Annotated in this window: 14 protein-coding genes; 8 read left to right on the top strand and 6 right to left on the bottom strand. The window is 67.3% G+C overall.

Going from position 1 to position 18088, the window contains the following annotated elements:
* Positions 1-96 precede the first annotated feature (96 nt).
* The 5 genes from Q0Q48_RS02245 (at position 97) to Q0Q48_RS02225 (ending at position 5538) form a co-directional block, all read left to right on the top strand.
* On the top strand, positions 97-426 hold the full coding sequence (locus Q0Q48_RS02245) for a nuclear transport factor 2 family protein (RefSeq protein WP_295133249.1): 330 nt from the start codon (positions 97-99) through the stop codon (positions 424-426).
* The gene (locus Q0Q48_RS02240; RefSeq protein WP_295133246.1) at positions 423-1211 is read left to right on the top strand and encodes an SDR family oxidoreductase; all 789 of its coding nucleotides are present in this window, start codon (positions 423-425) and stop codon (positions 1209-1211) included. Before Q0Q48_RS02245 ends, Q0Q48_RS02240 begins: the two co-directional genes overlap by 4 nt.
* 80 nt (positions 1212-1291) lie before the next feature.
* Positions 1292-2476: a mandelate racemase/muconate lactonizing enzyme family protein gene (locus Q0Q48_RS02235; protein WP_295133243.1), complete on the top strand. Its 1185-nt coding sequence runs from the start codon at positions 1292-1294 to the stop codon at positions 2474-2476.
* A 14-nt stretch (positions 2477-2490) separates the two neighbouring features.
* Positions 2491-3129: an NIPSNAP family protein gene (locus tag Q0Q48_RS02230; protein WP_295133240.1), complete on the top strand. Its 639-nt coding sequence runs from the start codon at positions 2491-2493 to the stop codon at positions 3127-3129.
* A 78-nt stretch (positions 3130-3207) separates the two neighbouring features.
* A complete protein-coding gene (locus Q0Q48_RS02225) occupies positions 3208-5538 on the top strand; it encodes a xanthine dehydrogenase family protein molybdopterin-binding subunit (RefSeq protein WP_295133237.1) in 2331 nt (776 codons plus the stop codon).
* A gap of 26 nt (positions 5539-5564) precedes the next feature.
* On the opposite strand, the gene Q0Q48_RS02220 is transcribed toward Q0Q48_RS02225, so the two are convergent.
* Positions 5565-6128 carry a glutathione S-transferase family protein gene (locus Q0Q48_RS02220; protein ID WP_295133767.1) on the bottom strand — a complete coding sequence of 188 codons (564 nt, stop codon included), beginning with the start codon at positions 6126-6128 and terminating at the stop codon, positions 5565-5567.
* A 53-nt stretch (positions 6129-6181) separates the two neighbouring features.
* On the opposite strand from Q0Q48_RS02220, the gene Q0Q48_RS02215 reads away from it, so the two are divergent.
* On the top strand, positions 6182-7180 hold the full coding sequence (locus tag Q0Q48_RS02215) for a D-2-hydroxyacid dehydrogenase (protein WP_295133234.1): 999 nt from the start codon (positions 6182-6184) through the stop codon (positions 7178-7180).
* Here Q0Q48_RS02215 and Q0Q48_RS02210 read toward each other — a convergent pair.
* The 5 genes from Q0Q48_RS02210 to Q0Q48_RS02190 form a co-directional block, all read right to left on the bottom strand.
* Positions 7144-8088, bottom strand: coding sequence for a CobW family GTP-binding protein (locus Q0Q48_RS02210; RefSeq protein ID WP_295133232.1), 945 nt, complete (start codon positions 8086-8088; stop codon positions 7144-7146). The genes Q0Q48_RS02215 and Q0Q48_RS02210 overlap by 37 nt on opposite strands.
* A gap of 10 nt (positions 8089-8098) precedes the next feature.
* Complete coding sequence (locus Q0Q48_RS02205) at positions 8099-9748, bottom strand: amidohydrolase (protein ID WP_295133230.1); 1650 nt, start codon at positions 9746-9748, stop codon at positions 8099-8101.
* 93 nt (positions 9749-9841) lie between these two features.
* The gene (locus Q0Q48_RS02200; protein WP_295133227.1) at positions 9842-11098 is read right to left on the bottom strand and encodes an acyl-CoA dehydrogenase family protein; all 1257 of its coding nucleotides are present in this window, start codon (positions 11096-11098) and stop codon (positions 9842-9844) included.
* Positions 11099-11109: 11 nt separating this feature from the next.
* On the bottom strand, positions 11110-12240 hold the full coding sequence (locus tag Q0Q48_RS02195; protein ID WP_295133224.1) for an acyl-CoA dehydrogenase family protein: 1131 nt from the start codon (positions 12238-12240) through the stop codon (positions 11110-11112).
* Positions 12241-12540: 300 nt separating this feature from the next.
* Positions 12541-16032 (bottom strand): Calx-beta domain-containing protein, encoded by a 3492-nt coding sequence (locus tag Q0Q48_RS02190; RefSeq protein WP_295133221.1) that lies wholly within the window; start codon positions 16030-16032, stop codon positions 12541-12543.
* A gap of 204 nt (positions 16033-16236) precedes the next feature.
* Here Q0Q48_RS02190 and Q0Q48_RS02185 point away from each other — a divergent pair, with 204 nt between their 5' ends.
* The gene (locus Q0Q48_RS02185) at positions 16237-17325 is read left to right on the top strand and encodes a histidine kinase (protein WP_295133218.1); all 1089 of its coding nucleotides are present in this window, start codon (positions 16237-16239) and stop codon (positions 17323-17325) included.
* Positions 17313-18026, top strand: a complete 714-nt coding sequence (locus tag Q0Q48_RS02180; protein WP_295133215.1) for a LytTR family DNA-binding domain-containing protein — start codon at positions 17313-17315, stop codon at positions 18024-18026. The genes Q0Q48_RS02185 and Q0Q48_RS02180 overlap by 13 nt, the downstream gene beginning before the upstream one ends.
* Positions 18027-18088: the final 62 nt, after the last annotated feature.

The raw sequence follows: 18088 nt of genomic DNA, 5'->3' as shown, positions 1-18088 counted from the left end.
TGTCCTGATTTTCGCAACATCGCATGTCGGTTTGCCCCGATTATCGTGAGTGATCGCTCCTTCTAAATCAATCTCCTCACTTCAAGGAGCCGAGCGATGCCGATCGAACTACCCAAACCCATAGCCGACTATGTCGAGGCCAACGCGGGGCTCGATGTGGACGGAATGCTGAAGCCCTTCGCCGCCGATGCGGTCATCGTGGACAACGGAAAGCGCCACGAAGGCCACGCCAGGCTGCGCACCCTGTTTGAAGACGAGGTGATTGCGGTCAAGGCCATCTTCACGCCGGACACTGTTCGCCACGAGAACGGTCAGGTCGTGGTCGAAGGACCTGCCCATGGCGACTTCAAGGGCAGCCCGATCCGCTTCACCTATCGCTTCACGCTCGAACACGACGTGATCAAAGCCCTGGAGATCACGATATGACCATCAAGGCTGATCCCACGGAGTTCGCGGGAAAGCGCGTGCTCGTCAGCGGCGGCACCAAGGGTCTGGGCCGCGCCACCGTCGACCGCTTCCTGGCCGGCGGCGCCGCGGTGATCACCGCCGCCCGGGGAAGCGCTGAGCCCATCGACGGCGTCGAGTTCGTGCAAGCGGACCTGACGACGGCCGAGGGCGGAGAAATCCTGGCCAGGGCCGCGCTCGAGGACATGGGTGGCGTCGATATCCTGGCCCATGTGATTGGCGGCTCGCCCTCGCCGGGCGGCGGCTTCGTTGCCCTGACGGACGATCACTGGCTCGCCGAGCTGAACCTGAACCTTCTCGCCACGGTCCGCCTTGACCGGCTTCTCATCCCGCAGATGGTCGAACGGGGCACCGGCAGGGTGGTGCACGTCACCTCGATCCAGTCGGTCCTGCCTCTTCCCGAAGCGACCACCGCCTACGCCAGCGCCAAGGCCGCGCTCAGAACCTACAGCAAATCGATCTCGAAGGAACTCGGGCCGAAGGGGGTGCGGGTCAACACAGTGTCCCCCGGCTGGATCATGACCGAGTCGTCCGTCGACCTGTTGAAGCGCCTGCAGGCGGCCAATGGCGGAACGATCGAGGAGGCGCGGCAAGTCGTCCTCGACAGCCTGGGCGGCATCCCGATCGGGCGCGCGGCCGAGCCCTGTGAGGTCGCCGACCTCATCGCCTACCTGGCTTCCGATCGCGCCGCCGCCATCCACGGCGCCGAATTCGTCATCGATGGGGGCACCATTCGGACCGTCTGAGGACTGCCGGCAAGAGCATTGTTTCGTCCCGCCGTCGTTGCCGCCTAGTCTATGCTCCAGGCTCCGCGGGAGGAAAAATCATGAAAATCGCCAGGATCGAGGATCTCCATTGCGACGCCGGCTGGCGCGACTTTTCGTTTCTCAAGGTCACGACCGACGACGGGCTGGTCGGCTGGTCGGAATACAACGAAGGCTATGGCAGCGCCGGTCTCACCGCCGTGATCCGGCGCATGGCGCAGGGGCTGATCGGCCAGGATCCGCGTCCCGTCGAGCGCATCATGTCGACGCTCTATGCGATCACGCGCCAGGCGCCGGGTGGCATCAACCAGCAGGCGATGGCCGCGATCGAGAATGCCCTGATCGACGTGAAGGCCAAGGCACTGGGCATCCCGGTCTGCGAGCTGTTCGGCGGGCCGGTGCGCGATCGGCTGCCGCTCTACTGGTCGCATTGCGGCAGCTACCGGTTCCGCAATGCCGAGGTCATGGGTGTCGAGCCGGTGCGCTCGCTCGACGACCTCGTGACGCTCGGCCGGCATGTGAAGGAGCGTGGCTTCAAGGCGCTGAAGACCAACATCTTCCGCTTCGATCTCGATCCGCCGAACATGTACCAGCCGGGCTTCGGCCGCAGCCCCGGCGGGCCCGAACTGAATGCCGACGGCGCCGTGCTGGGTGCGATCTCCGACGGGCTGGCGGCCTTCCGCCAGGGCGCCGGCCACGAGATGGGGATCCTTCTGGACACCAACTTCAACTTCAAGACCGAGGGCTATATCAAGGTCGCGCGGGCCTGCGAGCCCTACAATCTCTTCTGGATGGAAATCGATTCCTACGATCCGGAGGGCTTGCGCCTGATCCGCGACCGCGCCTCGATGCCCATCGCCTCCTGCGAATCGCTGTTCGGCCGCCGCCAGTTCCGGCCCTACTTCGAGAACCGATCGATCGACGTGTCGATCATCGACGTGCCGTGGAATGGGCTCGCGGAGTCGCTGAAGATCGCGTCGATGGCCGAGGCCTACGAGATCAACTGCGCGCCGCATAACTTCTACGGCCACATGTCGACGCTGATGAGCGCGCATCTCTGCGCCGCCATGCCGAACTTCCGCATCATGGAAATCGATATCGACGACGTGCCGTGGAAGGACGATCTGGTGACTCACCCGCCGGTGATCCAGAATGGCGAACTGATCGTGCCCACCCGGCCCGGCTGGGGCGCCGACATCAACGAGGAGGCGGTGAAGGCACATCCGCCGAAGAACCCGCATCCCTGAGAGGACTCAAAAAGATGGTCTACGAGTTTCGCACCTACACGCTGGCGCCCGGCAAGATGCCGGAATATCTCAAGGCCGCCGAGACGATCGGCCGCCCGGCGCGCGGCAACAACTACGGCGTCAACCACGGCTACTGGACGTCGGAGTTCGGCGCGCTGAACCAGATCTGGCACCTGTGGAAGTACGACAGCTACGAGGAGCGCACGCGCCTGCGCACCGAGCTGCAGAAGAACAAGGACTGGACCGAGAAGTATCTCCCGATCGTGCGCACGTGCGTCGTGCGCCAGGACCTGCGCCTGATGAACGCCGTGGTCGACATCCGGCCGGACGACGGCACGACCGGCAACGTCTACGAGCTGCGCATCTATCGCTGCGGCCTGGGCGGCGCGGTGCAGTACGGCAAGGACTTCAAGGAAGTCCAGGCGGCGCGCGAGAAGTACTCGCCGATCTGGGGCGCCTGGACCGGCGAGTTCCCGCAGCCCAACGAGTGGATCCACCTCTGGCGCTACAAGAACCTGCAGGAGCGCTTCGAGGCCCGCGCCGCGGCCATGAAGGACCCGGCGTGGCAGGCCTATCTCGCCAAGGGTCCGGCCAAGCTGCAGGAGATGCATTCGACGCTGTTGCTGCCGACCAACTACTCGCCGCTGAAATAGCAACGAAGTAATTGTCATCCTGAGCGCAGCGAAGGATCCTTCGCCTGCGGCTCAGGATGATTTTTTGTGAGTATGCGCATGGACACGTTCGACGACAGCCTCGCCTTCGTGAAGTTCGGCGTCGGCCAGCCGGTGGCCCGTAAGGAAGACCCGACCCTCCTGCGGGGCGAGGGCCGTTACACCGACGACATCAATCTTCCGGGCCAGGCCCATGCGGTGATGGTGCGCAGCCGAAACGCGCACGGCGTGCTGAAGGGCATCGACACGTCCGAGGCCAAGGGGATGCCGGGCGTTCTGGCGATCCTGACGGCCGCCGATCTCGACGAGGCGGGCTTCGGTCCGCTGGTGTGCCCCCTTAACCTTCCGCAGCGGGACGGCTCGCCGATGAAGCGGCCGCCGCGCTGGCCGCTGGCGAAGGGCAAGGTGCGCTTCGTGGGCGAGGTGGTGGCCATGGTCGTCGCGGAGACGGCGGTCCAGGCGAAGGACGCCGCGGAAGCCGTGATGCTCGACATCGACGAACTGCCGGCCGTGACCAGTCCCGAGGCGGCGCTGGCCGACGGGGCGCCGCAGATCCATGCCGAAGCGCCGGGCAATCTCGTGCTCGACTTCCACTTCGGCGATGCGGAGGCCGTCGCGAAGGCTTTTGCCGAAGCCGCCCATGTCACGCGGCTCGAGATCGATTCCCAGCGCATCGTGGTCAACGCGATGGAGCCGCGCTCGGCGATCGGCTCCTACGACATGGCGAAGGACCGCTGGGTGTTGAACGTTGGCTGCCAGGGCGTGTTCGGTTTGCGCGGCGGGCTGGCCAACGACGTGCTCAAGGTCACGCCGGACAAGCTCCATGTACTGACCGGCAATGTCGGCGGCTCGTTCGGCATGAAGGCGCCGCCCTATCCGGAATATGGCCCGCTGCTGCTGGCGGCGAAGAAGCTCGGCCGGCCGGTGAAGTGGACCGACGAGCGCTCCGAGAGCTTCCTGTCGGATCATCACGGCCGCGACCATGAGCGCGTCGCCGAACTGGCGCTCGACAGGGACGGCAAATTCCTCGCCGTGCGGCTCACCGGCTACGGCAATGCCGGCGCCTACATCTATCCGCCGATGCCGGCCACGACGAATGCGGTGAAGAACCTGATCGACGTCTATAGGACGCCGGCGATGGAGGTGAACTCGAAGATCGTCTTCACCAACTGCACGCCGGTCGCGGCCTATCGCGGCGCGGGCCGTCCCGAGGGCAACTATTTCATGGAGCGCCTGATCGACACGGCGGCGCGCGAGATGGGCATCGACGCCATCGAGCTGCGCCGGCGCAATCACATCGCGCCGGAGCAGATGCCGTACAAGTCGCCGGCCAACAATCTCTACGATTCCGGCGAGTTCCGCGCCATCCTCGACGAGACGCTGCAGCTCTCCGACTGGGAAGGCTTCGCGGCCCGCAAGGAAGAGAGCGCCAAACGCGGCAAGCTGCGCGGGCGCGGCGTCGGCAGCTATCTCGAAGTGACGGCGCCGGCCGGCAAGGAGCATGGCGGCATCCGCTTCGAGCCCGATGGCGACGTCACCATGCTGAGCGGCACGCTCGACTATGGCCAGGGCCATGCCTCGGCCTTCGCCCAGGTGTTGACCGGCCTGCTGGGCATTCCCTTCGAGCGCTTCAAGCTGCTGCAGGGCGACAGCGACCAGCTCAAGGCGGGCGGCGGCACCGGCGGTTCGCGCTCGGCGCTGGTGGGCGCGGAAGCCTTCCTCGAAGCCAGCAAGAAGGTCATCGACCAGGGCAAGCAGATCGCCGCGCATGTGCTCGAAGCGTCGGTGGCCGACATGGAATTCGAGAAGGGCCGCTTCAAGATCGCCGGCACGGATCGCAGCATCGGCATCCTCGAACTGGCGCAGAAGCTGCACGACGGGCTGGCGCTGCCGGAGGACGTGCCGCAGACGCTCGACGTCGCGCATGTCTCGGACACGCCGCCCTCGTCCTTCCCCAACGGCTGTCACGTCTGCGAGGTCGAGGTCGATCCCGAGACCGGCACGATCGAGCTGGTGCGCTACTTCATGGTCAACGACTTCGGCACGGTCATCAATCCGCTGCTGGTCGAGGGCCAGGCGCATGGCGGCGTCGTGCAGGGACTCGGCCAGGCGATCATGGAGCGCACCGTCTACGACGAGCAGGGCCAGCTGCTGACCGGCTCCTTCACCGACTACGCGCTGCCCCGGGCGCAGGATGCGCCGAGCTTCACGATCCAGAGCCATCCCGTGCCGGCGAAGACCAATACGCTCGGCGTGAAAGGCTGCGGCGAGGCGGGCTGTGCGGGCGCCCTGCCGTCGATCATGAACGCCATCGTCGATGCGCTGGGCGGCAAGCACATCGACATGCCGGCCACGCCGGAAAAGGTCTGGCGGGCGTTGAACGGGGGGTAGCGACGAAGCCGTTCAGCGGAGCGCGCTTAGCCCTTCTCGATCTCGATCGTCTTCTTGACCGCCGGCCGTTCCAGCATGCGGGCATGGTGGGCTTCGAGCGCGGGGAAGTCGCCGGGCTTGCGCTCGAGCTGGTCGCGGAAGCGCCAGTAGACGCGGAACAGGTGAATGTCGGCGATCGAGTAGCGATCGCCCAGGATCCATGTGCGGTCGCCCAGGCGCCTGTCGGCCACGGCGTAGAGCTCGCGCGCCTCGGCGACGCCCTGCCGGATCGCCGGATGGATCGTCGAGGCGACGTAGGACATCCAGGAGATGGCCTGCGCCTCGGCCTCGATGTCGCCCGCCGGCAGGAGGTTGGCCGCGGGGTAGGTGCGGGCGAGGTAGTAGAGGATGCCGGCCACCTCGGTGAGCGGGCGGCCGTCGATCATCAGTACCGGGACCTTGCCGACGGGATTCACGGCCAGGAACCCGGGCGTGCGCGTTTCCTTGCGCGGCACCGAGACCGCGTGCTTGTCGAAAGAGGCTCCGACCTCATGGAGGGCGATGTGGACGGCCATGGAGCTTGAGCCAGGCGAGCAATAGAGCGTGAGCATGAGTGACCGTACCACGCCTGTCATCGTGGTCGAGGGTCGGTTATCCTGCCGCCATGATCACGCTTCTGCTGTCGTCCCATGCGCAGCGTATCTGGGGCGAGCGCATCGCGGCCGCCGTGCCGCCGGGCACGTTGTCTTTCCTGACCGCCGAGGAGGCGCTGGCGGCCGAGGGTCCCAGCGCCGCCGACATCGCCTTCATGACCCGCGAGGTCACGGGCAAGTCCAGCCCGGCCAATCCGACGCCCGAACTGCAGGGCTTCGACGCGGTGGTGCGAAAGTCGCCGAACCTCAAGTGGCTGCAGATCCATCTGGCCGGCGCCGAGCGCCCGATCTATCGCGAGCTGCGGGCGCGGGGCGTCAAGGTGACGACCGCCTCGGGCGCCACGGCGATCACCGTGGCGCACAGCACGCTCGGCGCCGTGATCGCGATCAACCGGCGGTTCCCGCTACTGGCCGACGCCCAGCGCCGCCATGCCTGGGAGCCGCGCCTGGCTGAGCGTTCGCCGCGCGATCTCGCGGGGCAATGTGCGGTGATCGTCGGTATGGGCCCGATCGGCCGCAACATCGCGTCGCTGCTCGCGATGCTGGGTATGCGCACGATCGGCGTGCGCCGGACCGCCGAACCGGTGGAGCCATGCGAGAGGGTCGTGGCCTACGAGCAGTTGCACGAGGTGCTGCCGCAGGCCGACTGGCTGATCCTGTGCTGCCCGGCCTCGCCGGTGACGCGCGGCATCGCCAACGCCGCGGCCTTCGCCGCGATGCCCGAGGGGGCGCACCTGATCAACGTCTCGCGCGGCGAGGTCGCGGTGGAGAAGGACATCATTGCGGCGTTGCAGGGTGGCCGACTGGCCGGCGCCTATCTCGACGTGTTCGAGCGCGAGCCGCTCGATCCGGCATCGCCGTTGTGGGACCTGCCCAATGTGATCGTGTCGCCGCACACGGCCAGCCATTCGCTCGGCCAGAACGAGGCGATCTTCGGCATCTTCCTCGAGAACCTGGCGCGCTTCCGCGCCGGTCAGGCGCTGCGCAACGACGTCGACAATCTAGGCTGAAGCGCCTGCTCCACGGCGCGGCGATCCAGGTCCCGGCGCAGGCCGATCACGACCAGCCTGCCCGGTTTCGCGCCGGCAGGCGCTGCATCGATCTCGAAGCGCCGGCCCACGACGTGCAGTGCGACCTCGCCCAATATGCCCTTGGCGCGCAGGACGCCTGTGCCGGGTGCGCTCAGGCGCCGGCCGAGTTCGGCGACGTCGATGTCTTCCGGGATGGCCAACTCGAGTGACTCGTAAAGCGCAGCCGCGTCGGGTGCGCCCGGCGTGGTGAGCGTCGCCGACAGGCGGGGCCGGGCGCCGTCGCGCAATCCCAGCAGCAGGTCGGGCGCGACTTCCGCCCGCGTCGCCGGCAGGATCCGGGCCGCAGGACTTTCCGTGGCGAGCCAGCGGAGTGTCTCCTGCAGGGAGGCGTCGTCCACGAGGTCGCATCGATTGGCGACGACGAGATCGGCGGCGGCGAGCTGGCGTGTGATCGTGTCGCCAAGATAGGCATCGTCCGCCATTTTCCGCACCGTCTCGACGTCGACCATCACGACGATACCGTCGATGCGATAGGGCAGCAGGAGCGTGACGGCACTGGCCACCATGCCCGGCAGCGCAACGCCGCTTGTCTCGATGACGACGCGCTCGATGTCCGGCTGCCGTTCGGGCAGAGCCATCAGCACGTCCATCAGGTCCGAGCCGTAGCTGCAGCAGATGCAGCCGCCGGAAATCTCCAGCGTGTCGCCGTCCGACGACACGATCAGGTCGCGGTCGATCGGCGTGGCGCCGAAATCGTTGACCAGGACCGCGAGCTTCCGGCCGTCGGCCGCGCGCAGCAGGCGATTGACCAGCGTCGTCTTGCCGGTGCCGAGATAGCCGCCGATCACCGTGACCGGCAGCCGTCCGCCCGGTCGCGTCTCGCTCACGTTCCGTCCCTCACACTCCGTTGGCGGGGAAGAGCCGGCCGCCCTGGACCGTGCCCCAGATGCGCACGTCCTTGAGCTTCTCCGGCGCGATCTCCAGCGGATCGTCCTCCAGCACGGCGAAATCGGCGCGCTTGCCGCACTCGATCGAACCGACCTCGCCATCGAGCCTGAGGGTCCAGGCGGCGCCCAGCGTGATCGTGCGCAGTGCGTCGGCCACGGAGATGGCCTCGCTGGTGCCCAGCACCCGGCCGCTGGCGGTGCGGCGGTTGACGGCGCCCCAGGCGGTGAAGAGTGGGCCGAGCGGCGTCACCGGCGCGTCGGAATGGATGGCCAGCGGCACGCCGCTGGCCAGTGCCGTGGCGCAGGCATTCATGCGCATCGCGCGCTCGGGTCCGACCGTCGTCTCGTAATGCTGGTCGCCCCAGTAGAAGTGGTGGTTGGGGAACAGATTGGCGCACATGCCGAGCCGGGCCATGCGCCGGAACTGGGCGGCATCGGCCAGCTGGCAGTGCTGCAGGGTGAAGCGGTGGTCGCGAGCGGGCTGTTCGAGCAGCGCACCCTCGAGACAGTCGAGCGCCATCTCGGTGGCCTGGTCGCCGTTGGTGTGGCTGTGCACCAGCACGCCCTTCTGCAGCGCCAGCTTGTAGAGACCGCTGATCGCCTCGGGCGGCGTGTACCACAGGCCGTTGGGCGCGCCGTTGTAGTAGCCCGGCCAGCGCAGACGGGCCGAGAAGCCCTGGATCGAGCCGTCGACGAACAGCTTGACGGCGCCGAGGCGCAGCCGGTCCGTCGACCTGGCCTTGAGCTTCACGGCCATGTCGACCACCTGCTCGGGCGTCAGCGCCTGGAAACGGCGGAACGACACGATGCGCACGGGATACCCGGCCTCGCCGGTGACCCTCACCATCATCGAGACGGCGTCGTCGGGCAGCAGGTTCGCGAGATCGGTGGCGGTCGTGACGCCCTGGCGCACGCAGAGCTTGGCGAAGCGCCGCAACCCGCCCTCGTCGTTGGCCAGCGCTTCGCGGTCGAAGCCGACATGGGCGCCGACGATCGTCATCGCCTCGGGACCCTTCAGCTCGCCGGTCGGCAGCCCGTCGGGCCCAAGCGGGATTCCCGGATGGTTGACGCCCTGGCGCAGCAGGCCGGCCAGCTCCAGCGCGCGGCTGTTCACGTTGAAGATGTGGCCGCTCGCATGCATCACGCCGACCGCACGTGTCGTCGACACGCGGTCGAAGTCGGCGCGCACGACGCGGCGATCACCATAATAGATCGGGTCGAGACCCCAGCCGGCCAGCGCTTCCGTGGGCGAGGCCAGCTTGCGCTCGGCCTCCTGCAGGCGTGCCACCACGTCCTCGATCGACTCGGCACCGGGCCAGACCTTGCCCTCGGGATCCATGCGGTCGAAGCGGCCGAGATAGGTGTAGCGCCAGAAGGTGCCTTCGGCGGCATGGCTGTGGCCTTCGACGAAGCCCGGCATCAGCACCTTGTCGGCGAAACTGTCGTCGAGCGTATAGGTGCCCCAGCCGGTCAGCTCCTCCAGCGGGCCTGCACCCAGGATGCGGCCGTCGCGCACGGCCACATGGGTGGCCTCCGGACGGGCGGGGTTCATGGTGAGGATGCGGCGGGCGCGGAAGATCGTGATCGGGCTCGGTGTCATGCACCGGACAGTAGCGGTCACGCGGCGCGAGGCCAATCGGTAGTGAGAAAAGAGACGGCGGTGTCAGGGACACCGCCGCCGGTCGATCATTGATTATCGCACCGTGTTCCGCGGCACGTCGCGGAAGGGCTTGGTGGTGTCGATGCTCGGCTCCTTGGGCATCTTGAGGACGCGCTCGGAGATGATGTTGCGCTGGATCTCGTCGGTGCCGCCGGCAATCGACGTCGCCGGGACCGAGACCAGGATTTCCGCGATGACGCCGTTCATCGGGCTGTCGGAGCCCGAGAGCAGCGTATCGGCGCCGGACAGCTGCGTGTGCACGCGCGCGGCGGCGCGGGCGACATGGCTGGAGACCAGCTTGCCGAGCGAACCTTCGGGTCCCTGGGGCTTGCCCTGCTGGGCGGCCGCACGGGCGCGACGCGCCGTCCATTCCGCGGCCTTCGACATGACCAGCAGCCGGGCGATCTCCTGCCGCACCACCGGATCGTCGAAGTGGCCGGTTTCCCTGGCGCGCGACAGGATCAGATCGACCCGGCCGGCGCGCTGCGGATACCACTTGTAGGGCTCCATCGTCGTGGCGATCTCGGCGCGCTCCTCGTCGTAGGCGCGGCCCTTGCGGTCCGATCCCATCGCCCAGCTGCGCAATCCGTCGGCGCCGCGGCGCTCATGCATCAGGGTCGTCGTCGTCACCGCCCAGCCGTCGCCGACATTGGCGACCAGGAATTCCGGCTCGACCACGGCGTCGGTCATGAACACCTGGTTGAACGAGGCATGGCCGTTCATCTGCTTCAGCGGCTGCACGTTCACGCCGGGCTGGTGCATGTCGAGGATGAAGTAGGAGAGGCCCTTGTGCTTGGTCTGGTCCCAGTCGGTCCGGGCCAGCAGCAGGCCCCAGTGCGCATGATGCGCCGATGTGGTCCAGACCTTCTGGCCGTTGACCACCCACTTGTTGCCGCGCATCTCCGCGCGGGTGACGGCGCCGGCCACGTCGGAGCCGGAGCCCGGCTCGCTGAACAGCTGGCACCAGGTATCCTCACCCGTGAGGATGCGGCGCAGGAACTTCTCCTTATGGAGATCGGTGCCGTGCGCGAGGATGGTCGCCGCGGCCAGCGTGCGGATGCCGGCCTTGGCGACGCCGATCGCGCCGATCCTCTGGAATTCCTCGTCGACGACGCCCTGGAAGGCCTGCGGCAGGTCGCGGCCGTACCACTGCTTCGGCCAGGTGGGCACGCCCCACCCGGAATCGGCCAGCTTGTTGCGCCATTCGACGAGGCCCAGCTCGGGATTCCAGTTGGCTTCGAGCCAGGCGCGGACTTCGGCGCGGACGGAGTCTTCGGTGAGTTCGCTCATCTTCCTGCTCCTCAGGCGGCCCAGTTCTGCATCATCTTCTCGCGGTGGTGATGGGCATCGCCCAGCAGCACCTCCGAGCTCTTGGCGCGCTTGAACCAGAGATGGGTATCGTTGTCCCAGGTGAAGCCGATGCCGCCATGGATCTGGATGGCATGGATGCCCGTCTGCAGGGCGGCTTCGCTGGCGGCCGCCTTGGCGAGCGACGCCACGGCAACGATATCGTCGTCACCCTCGTCGAGCGCGGCGGCGGCGTAGTAGGCCGCCGACTTCGCCAGCTCGACGTCGACCAGCATGTCGGCGTGCTTGTGCTTCATGGACTGGAAGGAGGCGATGGGCCGGCCGAACTGCATGCGCATCTGCGCATAGGCCAGCGCATCCTCGCGCAACCGCTCGGCAACGCCTGCCATTTCGTTGGCCAGGCATACCGAAGCTTCGACCATGGTGCGGGCAAAGGGCGCCGCCGCGCCGCCCGCCGTACCGAGGAGCGTCGCCTCGACGCCCTTGAAGTCGAGCCGCGCCAGCTTGCGCGTCGGATCCATCACCTTGAGGTTCCGCCGCTCCAGCCCCTTGGCATCGCCCTTGACGGTGAACAGCGAGAGGCCCGCCTCACCCGCGGTGCCTGCGGTGCGCGCCAGCACGACGATGAGATCGGCGGTATGACCGTCCAGCACGTAGCTCTTGTGGCCGTCGAGCGTCCAGGTGCTGCCCGACGGGGTGGCCGTCATCTTCGTGGCCGCTCCGTCCCAATGGGCGGGATCCTCGACCCAGGCCAGGGTCGCGACGGTGTCGCCCGAAGCGATGCCGGGCAGCAGCGCCTGCTTCTCTGCTTCGGTGCCGGCATTCAGGATGGCGCCGGTCGCCAGAACGGCCGTCGAGAAGAACGGCGCGCAGAGCAGCGCACGGCCCATCTCCTCCAGAACGATGCAGAGTTCGCCGAAGCCGAAGCCCTGTCCGCCATAGGCTTCCGGGATGCGCACCGCAGTCAGTCCCAGCTCGGTATTGAGCTTGCGCCAGGCCGCCGGCTCGAAGCCGGCATCGGTTTCCATCAGGCGCCGCACTTCCTTGGTGGGTGAGCGCTCGGCCAGGAAGCGGCGCAGGCTGGTCCTGAACTCTTCCTGCTCGCTCGAGAAGCTGAACTTCATACACAAATCCTCCCGGTGCCGATTTTAGGCACAGGGAGTGACGACCGGAAGCGCCCCGCGAGCGTCGTGGATTGCAGGGCGAGACGCCGCAGGATCAGAGTTTCTCCGGCCGAGAAAGAATCATCTGTTTGAGAAAAACACCTCACCCTGAGGAGCGCTCTACAGGAGCGCGTCTCGAAGGGTGGGCACGCGCACCGCGTTTGTTGCCCATCCTTCGAGACGCAGCCTGTGGCCGCTCCTCAGGATGAGGTTAGGGGGCAAATCCGAGACAAAAGGCAGCGTCACCTCTGAAGTTCGACCTCAGACGTGCAGCAGGTCGATGTGCACGGTCGATGGATTCTGGGCGCCCGAGGCCACGAATCCGAAGCTGGTGTCGCCGTCATGGGCGATCGTTCCGTTGTACGAGGCGTTGCCGACGACATAGCCGCTCGCATCGTGCGATACGATGACGGCGTTCCAGATGTCGGTGATCTGGTTGGTCGTCTCGATCCTGACCTGCCAGCCGTTGACCGCGCTCGCGCCGTCATTCTCGAGCGTCACACTGCCGTTGAAGCCGCCCGACCAGGAATTGACGATCGCGAACATGGCGTCCAGGTCGCCCGAGCCCGACGGCGGTGTCGGATCGGTGGGCGTCGTCGGCGTCGTTGGTGCGGTATCGTCATCGACGATGGTGCCGGTGCCGGTGGCGCGTGCGATCGTGGCGCCGGCGGCGTTGCTCAGCACGACGCCGAAATGCTCGTTCCCCTCGGCCAGCCTGTCCGGCGAGATCTCGATCGTGATCGTCTTGCTCTGCTCGCCGGCCGCGAAGGTGACGTGGCCGTTGCTGGCGATGAAGTCCGATGCGCCGGCCGTGCCGTAGACGGTCTGGTAGTCGACCGTCACCTCGTGCGTGGCGGCCTCCGAGAGGGTGAGGACGAAGCTTGCCGTCGGACCGCTCGGCGTGCCGCCGCTGCCCGCCGCATCCTCGTGGAACTGGTACTCGATGGGCGTGAGGTAGCCCATCTTGGTCTGGTTCACCGTGGTCCAGTTGTCGTTCAGGATGCCGCCGGTGTCGCCCGAATTGGGATTCCACGACCAGAAGGTCCAGCTCGGCCCCTTCTGCCCCGCGGCGAGATCGGACGTGCCGTCATTGTTGAAGTCGCCGCCCAGGTAGGAGGTGATTGCCTCCAGCCACGGCGCGTCCTTGGGGTCGACCAGCTTGGTGCCGAACTCGCCGATCCACACCGGGGCGATGCCTTCCTTGTAGATATAGCCCCACATCTGGTCGAACTTGGCGGGCAGGTTCGCCGGGAAGTCGGCGCCCTGGAACCACGACTGCTCGTACACCGAATTGGGATAGTCGTGCGCCGAATAGACCAGCTTGTTGTCGAGCGCGAGGTCGATCGGCCGGTCGCGCACGCCCATCAGGTTGCCGCCCCACCAGTAGTTCTGTCCGTTGTAGGTGCCGACACCCTCGACGAAGACCAGCCAGTTGGCGTTGACCGTGCCGATGGCGTTGCCGGCGGTTTCGGCCGCCAGCGCCCAGTCCTTGGCGCCGCCGCCGCCCCAGGTGCCGTTGTAGGGCTCGTTGTGCAGGTCCGCGCCGATGACCGCCGGATCGTCGGCGTAGCGCGCCGCCAGCATCTTCCAGTCGTTGATCCAGGCGGCCTGCGTGTACTGGCTGTTGTACCAGAGGCCGTTCTCGGACGTGCCGGCGCCGGCATCGCTGCGGTGATGGTCGAGGATGATCTTGAGACCGATCTCGCCGGCGTAGTCGACGATCTTGTCCATGACCTGCAGCGCCGACAGGCCCTTGAGGTCGGGATTCTTGCTGAAGTCGATGCCGTTGGGCGCCGCACTGGTGTGCAGCATCTCGCTGGAGAAGGGGAGGCGGATGGTGTTGAAGCCCTGGTCCACCATCTGGTCCATCATGTCCTTGTAGCCGCGCGTCCACAGGCCGTGCGGGGCGAAGGTCGACGATTCGAAGCCGAACCAGTTCACGCCGGCGATCTGCACCGAGTGGCCGGCCGCGTCGACGATCTGGTTGCCCGAGGTGCTGAGCCAGCCGGGCGCCGCGCCGCCGCCGGGATTGCCCTCGTTCACCGAGGCATCCGAGATGCTGAGCGTCGGCTGGCCCGGCGTCGCCACGTCGTCGTTGACGATCGTGCCGATGCCGGTCGCGTCGGCGATGGTGGCGCCGGTCGCGCTCGACAGGACGACGCTGAAGCCCTCGTTGGCCTCGACGACCGCATCGCCGATGGTGGCGATCTGGATCGTCTTCTGCGTTTCGCCAGCGGCGAAGGTGAGCGTGCCGGACTGGGCGACGTAGTCGCTGCCGGCCACCGCCGTACCGTTGGCCGTCGCGAAGTTCACGGTCACCGGGCCGGTGGCCGGAGAAGACAGGCTCACGGTGAAGGTCGTGTGCCCGGGTGCTGCCGCGCTGCCTTCGCCCGCCGAGGCATCGCTGACCGACAGCGACGGCGGGGGCGCGACGTCGTCGTTGACGATGGTGCCGGTGGCCACGCCGTCGTCGATCGTGGCGCCGGTCGGCGACGACAGGGTTAGCTTGAGCGTCTCGTTGGCCTCTACCGTCGTATCGCCCGTCACCGGCACGAGAACGACCTTGGAGGTCTCGCCGGCGGCAAAGGTCAGAGTGCCCGACCGGGCGGCATAATCCTGGCCCGCCTTGGCCGAGACGTCGCTGGTGGCATAGGCGACGGTGACGGGACCGGACGCCGCGGCGGACAGCGTGACGGTGAAGGCCAGGTTGCTGGTGCCGTTGTTTCCTTCCGTCACCGTGGCGTCGGCGACTGAGATCCGCGCATCGTCGTTCACGATCGTACCGGTCGCGGAACTGTTGGCGATGGTGGCGCCGGTCGGCGAGGTGAGGTTGATCTTCAGCGTCTCGTTGGCCTCGATCGCCGTGTCGCCGGCGACCTTGACGTTGATCGTCCTGGAGGTCTCGCCGGGCGCGAAAGTCAGCGTGCCAGTCTGGGCGATGTAGTCCTGGCCGGCCTTGGCGGTGCCGTCGGCCGTGCCGTAGGCCACCGTGACCGTGCTGGTAGTGGCCTGAGACAGCGTGACGGTGAAGGAGAGGTCGCGGGTCCCGCTGTTGCCTTCCTTCACCGTGGCGTCCGTGATGGCGATCCTGGGAACGACGGCGTCGTCGGTGAGGATCGTGCCGACCGCCGCGCCGTCGGCGATGGTGGCACCGCTCGGCGACGAGAGGTTGAGTGCCAGCGTCTCGTTGTTTTCGATCGCCGTGTCGCCGTTGACCGTGATGCTGATCGTCTTCTGGGTTTCGCCGGCGGCGAAGCTCAGCGTGCCCGACTTGGCGACGTAGTCCTGGCCGGCCGTCGCACTGCCGTTGGCGGTCGCGTAGTTGGCCGTCACCGGCCCGGTAGCAGCCTTCGAGAGGCTGACCGTGAAGACCATCTGCTTGGTGCCGCTGTTGCCCTCGACGAGCGACGCGTCGCCGACCGAGATCGCCGGCAGCACCGGCGGCGGCTCCTGGCCGGCGCCGTTCAGCGACAGGCCGGTCGCCGCCGTGCCGCCCGTGGCGCCGGTTGCCGCCTGGAAGCCGAAGGTGACGCTGCCGCCGGAGGAGACGTCCGCGTTGTAGGAGGCGTTGCGGAGGACATAGTGGGTGCCGACATGGCTGACGATCTCGGCGCCCCAGATGTTGGTGATGGCGAAGCCGGCATCGAACTCGACGGTCCAGCCGTGGACGCCGACGGTGCCGCCGTCGACGGTCATGTTGCCGATGAAGCCCGAGCCCCAGCTGTTTCCGACAGCGTACCTGACCGTCGCCATTGCCTACCTCCACATGGTTTCGTGCCCGAACAGATGCCATCGGCATTCGGGCAGTAAATCGGCGCCCCAGCCGCCAGTCGACGAACCCGGCAGGAAACTCGACGAACGGTGCTCACGCGCCCCTCGAAGGGCGGCGCTTGCCTCGCTTCGCCAAATGCCCAATCTTCCGCGGGACTTCCGCTGCTTCGTCCGGAGTTCACGACCTTGTCCGCATTCCTGCTTGCCCGGTGGAACGGCCTGCCCCTGTTCTGGCAGGCCCAGATCGCGGGATGGGGACTCTTCGCAATCGCCAACCTCATGGCGCAGCGCGTGGCGTTTCACAGTTATGGCGTCGCCTTCGCCCGCACGGGACTGATCCTTCTGTGCCTGGTCGCGGTCTCGACGGCGATGCGCGCCGTGTACGTCTCGCGCCGCTCCGAAGCCCGGGTGTCGCTGGGTGGCCTGGCCCTGATCGCCGTGCTGTCGCTTCTCGGCGCCCTGGTGACCGCCTCCATGATCGTGGTCGCCCATGAAGCCCTTCCCTGGCTCGTGACGCCCGACCACCGCGGGCCGGGGGAGTTCCTCATCCCGCTCGTGCATTATTTCTTCGTCCTGGCGGGATGGAGCCTCGCCTATTTCTGGCTGCGCGCCGAACTGGCGGAGCAGGCGGAGCATCGCAAGGCGATGCGCGCGCAGGCCGAGGCCCTGCGTGCCGAACTCGAGCAACTGAGGCTCCAGCTCGACCCGCATTTTCTCTTCAACGCTCTCAACGGCGTGGCGGAGGAGATTCCAGAGCACCCGGACGCGGCCCTCGAGATGCTGCGCAATCTCACCGCCTATCTCCGGCATTCGCTCGACGGCATCGATCGTACCGTCGTGACGGTTTCGAACGAAGTTGCCGGCCTGATGGCCTATCTCGGCGTCCAGAGGGCGCGCTTCGGCAACCGCTTGCACACCCGTCTCGACGTGATGCCCGAGGCCGCACAACGGCCGATCGCGAGCTTCCTGCTTCAGCCCCTCGTGGAGAATGCCGTGAAACACGGACGGCGCGACGATGGACTCGACCTCCGCGTCGACATCCGCCTCGCGGGCGATACGCTGCATGTCGAGATCGAGAACACGGGCGCGCTCGACGCGACGCGGCGATCGGCCCGCCGCCGGCGCCCCGGCATCGGCTTGGAGAACGTGCGCCGTCGTCTCGCGCTGCACTATCCGGACCGCCACGTCTTCACCTTGCACGAGGTTGGTGCACGTGCCTGTGACAAGAAGGTGATCGCGACGCTCGAACTGCAGGGGGAACCGTGCGGGTCCTGATCGTCGACGACGAGCCGCTGGCCCGCAGCGCTTTGCGGCGGCTGCTCGCGGCCCATCCCGAGGTCGAGATCGTCGGTGAGGCCGACAGTACCGAAGCCGCCCGCGGCCAACTCGCCAGCACGCAGCCCGACCTGGTCTTCCTCGACATCGAACTGGGCGAAGGCCGGGACGGCTTCGACCTTCTCGATTCGCTGGAACGCCGGCCCATCGTCGTCTTCGTGACGGCCTATGCCGAGCATGCGGTCGATGCCTTTGCCGTCGAAGCCGTCGATTTTCTCCTCAAACCGGTCGAGCCGGCCCGCCTGGAACGGGCGCTGGCGCGCGCGGCGCGGGAGATCGCCCTGCAGGCGGTGCCGCCCGGTCCCGGCACGATCGAGCTCAGGACGCCCCGGCGCACCCTGCTGGTCGCGCCGGCGGAGATCGTGGCGATCTGCGCCGACGGCGACTTCGTGCGCGTGTTCGTGGCCGGGCAGCCGCCGGTGATGATCCTGCGGACGCTGGCGCATTTCGAGGAGGTGCTGCCGTCCGGCTCGTTCGTGCGGCTGGGCCGCTCGGTGATGATCAATCGCGACAGGTTGCGCCGTGTCGAATCGCCGGCGCGATCGACCAGCCGGCTCATCCTCGAGGGCATGCCCGACGCGCTCGTCATCGGCCGCGCCGCGACGGCCCGTCTGCGCGAGGTGCTGGCGGAAAAAGCCTAGCCGTCCGGATCGGTCTGGCACCGAAGCTGCAAGTCTCTCGCCGCAAACATCGCGGGAGGGAC

It is taken from the genome of uncultured Reyranella sp. (assembly GCF_945957355.1).
GTDB lineage: Bacteria > Pseudomonadota > Alphaproteobacteria > Reyranellales > Reyranellaceae > Reyranella.
This window is presented reverse-complemented; position numbering and strand designations above follow the sequence as displayed.